At 35.1% G+C, this 7,415-nt stretch carries 6 protein-coding genes and 1 pseudogene; 5 read left to right on the top strand and 2 right to left on the bottom strand.

The features are described 5' to 3' along the window. Window positions 1-91: 91 nt before the first annotated feature. From pglX to C3945_RS08355, 5 genes and pseudogenes are all read left to right on the top strand, one after another. Window positions 92-2,701, top strand: a pseudogene (pglX, locus tag C3945_RS08375) (BREX-1 system adenine-specific DNA-methyltransferase PglX); the annotation flags it as partial. 13 nt (window positions 2,702-2,714) lie between these two features. Then, complete coding sequence (gene pglZ, locus C3945_RS08370) at window positions 2,715-5,267, top strand: BREX-1 system phosphatase PglZ type A (protein ID WP_161879248.1); 2,553 nt, start codon at window positions 2,715-2,717, stop codon at window positions 5,265-5,267. 55 nt (window positions 5,268-5,322) lie between these two features. Beyond that, window positions 5,323-5,526 (top strand): hypothetical protein, encoded by a 204-nt coding sequence (locus tag C3945_RS08365; RefSeq protein WP_161879247.1) that lies wholly within the window; start codon window positions 5,323-5,325, stop codon window positions 5,524-5,526. Window positions 5,527-5,680: 154 nt separating this feature from the next. Continuing rightward, window positions 5,681-6,130, top strand: coding sequence for a hypothetical protein (locus C3945_RS08360; RefSeq protein ID WP_161879246.1), 450 nt, complete (start codon window positions 5,681-5,683; stop codon window positions 6,128-6,130). Window positions 6,131-6,191: 61 nt separating this feature from the next. Next, window positions 6,192-6,557 (top strand): DUF6718 family protein, encoded by a 366-nt coding sequence (locus C3945_RS08355; protein WP_161879245.1) that lies wholly within the window; start codon window positions 6,192-6,194, stop codon window positions 6,555-6,557. A 162-nt stretch (window positions 6,558-6,719) separates the two neighbouring features. On the opposite strand, the gene C3945_RS08350 is transcribed toward C3945_RS08355, so the two are convergent. Both C3945_RS08350 and C3945_RS08345 read right to left on the bottom strand, forming a co-directional pair. Beyond that, window positions 6,720-7,034 (bottom strand): hypothetical protein, encoded by a 315-nt coding sequence (locus tag C3945_RS08350; RefSeq protein ID WP_161879244.1) that lies wholly within the window; start codon window positions 7,032-7,034, stop codon window positions 6,720-6,722. After that, window positions 7,016-7,285: a type II toxin-antitoxin system RelB/DinJ family antitoxin gene (locus C3945_RS08345; RefSeq protein ID WP_161879243.1), complete on the bottom strand. Its 270-nt coding sequence runs from the start codon at window positions 7,283-7,285 to the stop codon at window positions 7,016-7,018. Before C3945_RS08345 ends, C3945_RS08350 begins: the two co-directional genes overlap by 19 nt. Window positions 7,286-7,415 lie beyond the last annotated feature (130 nt).

The following is a 7,415-nucleotide window of genomic DNA, read 5'->3' as shown; positions in this document are numbered from 1 at the left end:
GGCTGGCAAGCCTTTTTTGTTTGTTCAAGCTTCTAAGATTTTCGTTGCAATACTATCTACTTTTATATTGCCATAAACACCAAGTTGTGGATCGGGTCATATTTTAGTTTATGCCTTTGAAGTCTTTCATAAATTATACTTATCTCGAGGATATCTAGAACGAGACATACCTAAGTTAATTATTGAAAATAATCTGTATGGGTTAGACATCGACAAGCGTGCTGCTCAGTTAGCAACATTTTCTGTTGTCATGAAAGCTAGAGAATATGATCGTCGCTTATTTAGTCGTGACTATAGCGTTCATATTTATAGCATTGAAGAGAGCAACACGATAACTGAAGAGCAGATGCAGTTGTTTTCTAAGAATGATGACCAAGTAAAAGAAGCCATACAGTCACTATATACCACATTTTATGATGGTAAATTGTATGGTTCAATTATTCAAGTACCAGAAATTGACATCCCATTAATTGAAAAGCAATTAGAATACTTCAGAAATGAGTCGAAACTAGACATATTTACAAGTGAGCTCGTTGAATATGTTTTTCCATTAATTGAAGATTTAATAGATCAATATAGAGTATTAGTAATGCAATATGAAGTCGTTGTTACAAATCCGCCTTATATGGGTAGCAAAGGTATGAATGCATACTTAAAAAAATATGTAAATAAAAACTATCCCGATGAAAAAAGTGATTTGTTTGCAGTGTTTATAGAAGTGACTAAATATTTTACAAAGGATAATCATTACACAGCTACAATAAATCAGCAGTCATGGATGTTTTTATCTTCTTTTGAAAAAGTTCGTAGTAAATTATTAAAAAACCAAACAGTTATTAATATGATTCACTTGGGAACTAGAACTTTTGAAGAAATCGGTGGGGAAGTTGTACAAAATACAAGTTATATTTTAAGAAACACTCCTATTAAGAATTTTAACGGTCAATATATTCGTATGGTAGACATTAAAAATGCCGAGGAGAAAAAACTGAATTTTAGAAACCAGAAATTATATTATTCAAATCCAGAAATTAACTTCAGTAAAATACCAGGAAGTCCAATAGCTTATTGGGCTAGTGATAAAATAATTGAAGCATTTCAAACGGGTTCTACTTTAAGTGATATTGCAGAACCTAGACAAGGTTTAGCGACTGCGGATAATAATCAGTTTTTAAGAATGTGGTATGAAGTTCTCCATAATAAAATAGGATTTAATTTGAAAAGTAATATAGAGGCTAAAGGTAGTCAATTAAAATGGTTCCCCTACAACAAAGGAGGCAGTTTCAGGAAATGGTATGGAAACAATGAGTACATTATAAATTGGGAAAATGACGGTAATAGAATTAAGAATTTTAAGTTTTCAAATGGTAAACAAAGATCAGTTATTAGAAATCCTAATTACTATTTTAAAGAAGGCCTGACTTGGTCATCTCTTACATCAGGTAATATATCATTTAGAAAAACTCCAAATGGATATTTATTCGATAGCAAGGGTCCAATGTTATTCTTAAAAGATAACAATTTAAATATAGACGACTACTTAATGTTTTTGAATTCAAAAGTTACAATGTATATTTTAAAATTATTGGCACCGACTTTAGATTTTAATCAAGGACCAATCGGAAATATTCCACTTGTTGCTTTCCAAATAAAAAATAAACAACGAGCTGAAAATATTGTTAAATTATCTAAATCCGACTGGGACTCCTTCGAAACGTCCTGGGACTTTGAAGAGCACCCATTCTTAACTTACAAAGAAGGTAGTTCTCGTATTAAAGACAGCTTTGAAAAATGGGAAGAAGTCGCTAAAGATCGCTTCTACCAACTAAAAGAAAACGAAGAAGAGTTAAACCGAATCTTTATTGATGTCTATGGCCTTCAAGATGAACTGACACCTGAAGTGGAAGAAAAAGATGTAACGGTTCGCAAAGCGGATAGAGAAAGAGACATTAAGAGTTTCCTATCCTATTTAGTAGGCTTGATGTTTGGTCGCTATTCTCTAGACAAAAAAGGTTTGGCTTTTGCTGGTGGAGAATGGGACACAAGTCTCTACACGAGCTATCAGCCGGATGAAAACAACATCATTCCTATTACTCAGGATCAGTACTTTGAAGATGATATTGTGAAAAAAATAGAAGAATTATTAACCGTTATTTATGGAGATGAGTCACTAGAAGACAATCTGATGTTTATAGCGGAATTTTTAAAGAAGAAGGCCACTCAAAGTGCTAGGGAACGTATCCGTGAGTACTTCATCAAAGACTTTTACAAAGATCACGTTAGAACCTATCAAAAACGCCCGATATACTGGCAGTTTAATAGTGGTAAACGCGGCGCATTTAAAGGACTGATGTACCTTCACCGCTATGACAAAGATACTATCGGTCGTTTGCGTACTGATTATATCTTGCAAGAAAGTAAAGTGTTGGAGAACATGATTGGGTATGAAGAACAAATCTTAAATGATGACACCAGTACCCAGCAGCAAAAAGCACGTGTTCAAAAAATTATTGAAAACCACATGAAAGACCGCGAAGAACTAGCTAGGTATTCTGAAGTCGTTAACCACGTTGCTCGAAAACAAATCGAACTCGACTTAGATGATGGCGTGTTGGTCAACTATGAAAAATTCCAGAATAATGAACTCGTCACAAGCGAAACCACGAAGCCAATTAAGCAAAACATATTCGACAAATTATAAAGGAGGCAAAGAGATGGCGAATGATGTAATCAAACGAATTGAAGAGTCTTTTTCCACTCCTTTAAAAGACGGCGAAGCCCGCAAAATCCTTTATCTTTATGATGAAGAAGAGACTTATTTAGAATCCATCACTGAATGGTGTCAAGAAACAAACCAGTGTACGGTCATAAAAGTTACGCCATCCAACTATTTTCACACTAGTTTTCTAGTTGAAAGAGAACACGTAAATGATAATCTCTTTTTGTACTTCGCAATGGAAAAACCAGCTTTGGGTGATAACCCTTTGATGGATATCGTGCTGTACAGTGACGAGCTCAAAATTGATGCAGAAAGTCAGTTGTATATTACCTTGGGCATTGAAGAGACTAATACGGAAGTCATTGATGCTGTTTCTCAGTATCCCGTCTTTTTCCGTTCAAAAGACAGAATCAACCGGTTTAAACGATTGTTTGATCAAAGTCCCTTTCAAACGAAAGAAGCGGTCGACTACAGCGTTTTTGCTGCTTTAACTAAAGCCTCTTCACCAAATTGGATGAGTGTATTAATTGAACTCTTTGAAGAAGCAGCTTCTCAAGAGTCAGATAAATGGGAAGCTATTGTTAAGTTTGGAAACGAAGAACGCTTTTGGGATGTATTCGATTTTATAATAGGTTACGGACCAGAAACGAGTCATTCAGGTTATCTGTCGATCGGCGAGTTAATGAAACAAGTATTCTTAACCTATTTAGATACTGAACTGGAAGGCAAGTCTCCAAAAGCCTTCCAGTCGTATCTTTTACCTAAAACCAATCCTGTCATTGTATTTATGAACCAGTGGATGAACCAAAAGAATAAAGAAGAAAGCTTTGCATTTGTTTCTACAGTTATTGAAAGCCAACTGGTTCTAGATGCTCTTTTCCAAGACTTACCAAGCACCGTGCTTGCTAGACTTGAGACATTTAAGTGGTTTGACAAGGCCTTGATTAAGCAGAGCGCTGAAGCTATAACTATAAATGCAACCGATTATGAACGACTGACGCCTCTACTTTCCAAGAGACGCAATACGTTTTGGTATCCTGAGTTTCGACCGGTCTACCACTTTTTGCAGTGGAGCGTCAAATTGTTGCATTATGTCGAACAATTCAACTCTGATTTTTCAGGAATGACGGATGTAAATGATATTTGGAATTATTATGCTGAACATAGTTACCATATCGATCAGGCTTATCGCAAACTCTACACCTATTGGGATCAGTTAAGTAGTGGCCACAAAGACACGGTTAACTTAGTGAAGGAAGATTTAGAAAGACTGTATGTCAATCAATTCCTACCTAACTTCACCAGCAAGTGGGATCGATACTTCTCTAACCAAAGCACCTTTGCTAAAAATAAATTACAACATCACTTCTTTAAGCAAGAAGTTAAACCCTATAGTAATCAAGATAGACGGATTGTTGTGTTGATTTCTGATGGGTTACGCTATGAAGCTGGGAAGGAATTGTTCCTAGAATTAACAAAGGAAACGCGTTTTAATGGAGAAATTGACTGGATGCAAACGGAATTGCCTTCAATAACGTCTCTTGGTATGGCGAATTTGTTGCCGCATGATAGAATACAGCTTTTAGAAAATGGAGAGGTCTTGATTGATGGCCGTTCAAGCAAAGGTTTAGCTAATCGAGAAGCTATACTCAAAGAAAATGGTCATCCTGATTCCATTGCAGTGACTGCTGATCAGTTGCAACAATTCAACAAACTTCAGTTAAGAGAAACTCTAGCTGGTAAAAAAATTATTTATATTTACCACAATAAAGTGGATGCGATAGGAGATAACCGCCCAACAGAGCAAGACGTTTTCTCTGCCACACGGGATTCTATATCTGAATTGAAACAACTAATGCACCGCCTAACTAACGAATTAAGTGTGAGTTCGTTTTTAGTTACGGCCGATCATGGTTATCTCTATACTCGATCTGCTATTCCTACCAGCGCCAAAGTGCAGCTAAATGCTGATATGGATGCGTGGATTAAAAATAAACGATTCATTTTATCTGAAAAAGAAAAAGAAGATACGAAAGGTTTGAGTTTTGCTTTATCAGAACGTCTGGATACTGATGGATATGTTACCGTTCCAAGAGGCTTAAATCGCTTTGCCTTACAAGGCGGAGGGTATCAATACGTTCACGGTGGACACTTGCCTCAAGAGATGATGGTTCCACTTTTGCGTATCAAGACAGACCGAAGCAAGAATGAAATACCGGAAGTAGAAGTTAACCTGGTGAGCCAAACTCGTCATATTACAAATAACATTGTATGGTTAAACTTCCTACAGCTCGAAGCAGTATCAGAGAAGAAGAAAGAAAAACGATTGAATCTTTACTTTGAAGATGAACAAGGCAGAAAGATCTCAAACGAAGTTGTTCTCATTGCAGATAGTGAGATGACCAGTAGTGACGAGCGTGTCTTTACTGAGAAGTTTGTCCTGCTAAATGAATCCTACAGTCCTTATGAGACCTATTATTTTGTAATGGAAAATGCCAATGACTCAACTGATGTAAAAAAAGAAGCTTTTAAACTGGATTTAGCATAGATAACAGCACTGTCTTTAAATAGGCAGTGCTGTTTATTGAATAGGAGGTGAAAAAGTGGGCTACAAGAAAAGAAAAAATGAAAACAATGAAATGGAAACCATGACTGAAGAAGACTATTACGGGTATTACTTCATTGCTGGGTTTACAGACGGTGGCGCCCCGTATGGGATTACGATGGAAGGGGCAGAAGAACAAGGTCTGCTTGAAGATGAAAAGAATCCTCAACAAACAGTATCAGATGATGATTTGCCGTTTTAATGTGATGAGCCAAAAAACAGTACTGGACTTAAATTTGGACAGTACTATTTTCTTTATTAATTGTAAGGGATTGCATTGTATAAAATCGTCTAATAGATTATACTGTCACTATAAAGCGGAACGTACGTTCGCTAAAAATGAGGAGGACGATGTCATGCACTTGATGAAATTTGAAGACCACGTTGATTTTGAATTATTAAAAATTGGGAAGGAATTTTATGAACGAGGATTAGTATTAAGAGTGGAACAAACTTTTAATGACAGATATACTATTTGGATAGCTGATTCATTAGATGTGCGCATAGTTAATGTAACAGTCAGTGATTTCTATGAAGTTTTTTATAATCATTGTGATTGTACTTCAGATAGAGACCATAAATGTGAGCATCAAGTGATTGCTTTGTATGCTGTAAAGGATTATTTAAAATATGAACAACTTACCTGGAATTTTGATTCATGTAAAAAACAATTAGAAGAAGAACTTTATGATATTCAGAAAAGAGATTTAGTAGACCGATTGGTAGAGATTATTAAAATCAATCCGTTAATAACAAAGATACTTTTCTCAGAAAGTGAACTGAAGAGAGTCATTTATAAAAAATAGCAAAGTGGAAGAAGTATGTTATTAGTTAAAAGATTAGATACTGATTTCGAGGAGGTGTACAATGATTTATATTGTAGCTAAACAATTAAGGTTAAAAGGATCTATTGCTTACCCATTTGACAAATCAGACCCTGATTATTCAAGTTATTTGGCAGACAAATATTGCGAAAGAGGTATTCAAATTATTATTGCTGGTAACTTAGGGAGTCTTGATGAATATAATCCAGTTACATATGTACAAGATAAAAGTACATTTGAAACTATAATAGATAAATTAATTGAAGAATTGGAAAGTAAACTTCTGTACGCAGAAGCAGTTAAACGCTTGGAAGAGTTCGAAAAAGATCCGGTAACTTATACTGATGAAGAAGTAAGAGGGAACCGTTCAAAAGTCAATCTCTACGATTCTAATGATGAATGGGAATGATTTATGTGTAAGATAGTCTCTTTTTAAATGCTAAACTATTGTTCATAAAAAAGCAGTGACTATACTTTGGCAGTGCTTTTTTGGTTGCGGTTCACTTTTTTTGCAACTAAAACACAAGCGTCATTAATCGGTATAACCATAATAGTTTTCTATAAATTCTTTTTAACCTTTTATATCTGCGAATGAAAGGTTGCCCATCTGTTTATATGAAATAGTTATTAAATCGATAGTGGCTGTTGCACCGACATCAATCCAAGACTTCATTTGCAACCCGGCACTTTTCCAGTCTTGAACTGGATAATACTGTCCTTTTATGGCTACAGACTTATTTTCATATTTACTTGATATTCTAAAACATACTAATGTCTTGTCCATTTTTCTTATAACAACTGCTGGTCTCGCTTCACCATCTGTAGAATGGGCAAATTCTCTAAAAACAATCACAGTACCATGCGGTTTCATGCTACGTCTAACCATTTCATTAATTCTTCGGTGGTGCTAAATTCTCTGTTAGGAATAAGTTCAACCGCTTTTTGTAGTGTAATTATACTTTTTTCTTTTTCAGTTAAGCTTAATGCAAATGGCATTTCTCCTTTTACTGCTACTCTTTTGTATAGTGCTGTAATTATAACGGTAGGATTAATTCCTAAAGATTCTAAAACATCATCAACTTCATTTGCTAAATCTCGTTCGATATTCACTTGGATTTTTTTCTTTTCAGTTGCCATGAGAAACACTCCCTTTTTTGTTTAAATTATTATGATAATCATAAAATTTTTATATAGAAAACCAGACGAAGATAGTGATTTTATAGACTGCCAAACAAAAATTCTTTCAAAATTAACAGAACAGGCTTTC

This window comes from Alkalibacterium sp. MB6, from assembly GCF_009935905.1.
Taxonomy (GTDB): Bacteria; Bacillota; Bacilli; order Lactobacillales; family Carnobacteriaceae_A; genus Alkalibacterium.
The sequence above is the reverse complement of the archived record's forward strand: the minus strand, read 5'-3'. Positions and strand labels throughout refer to the sequence as shown.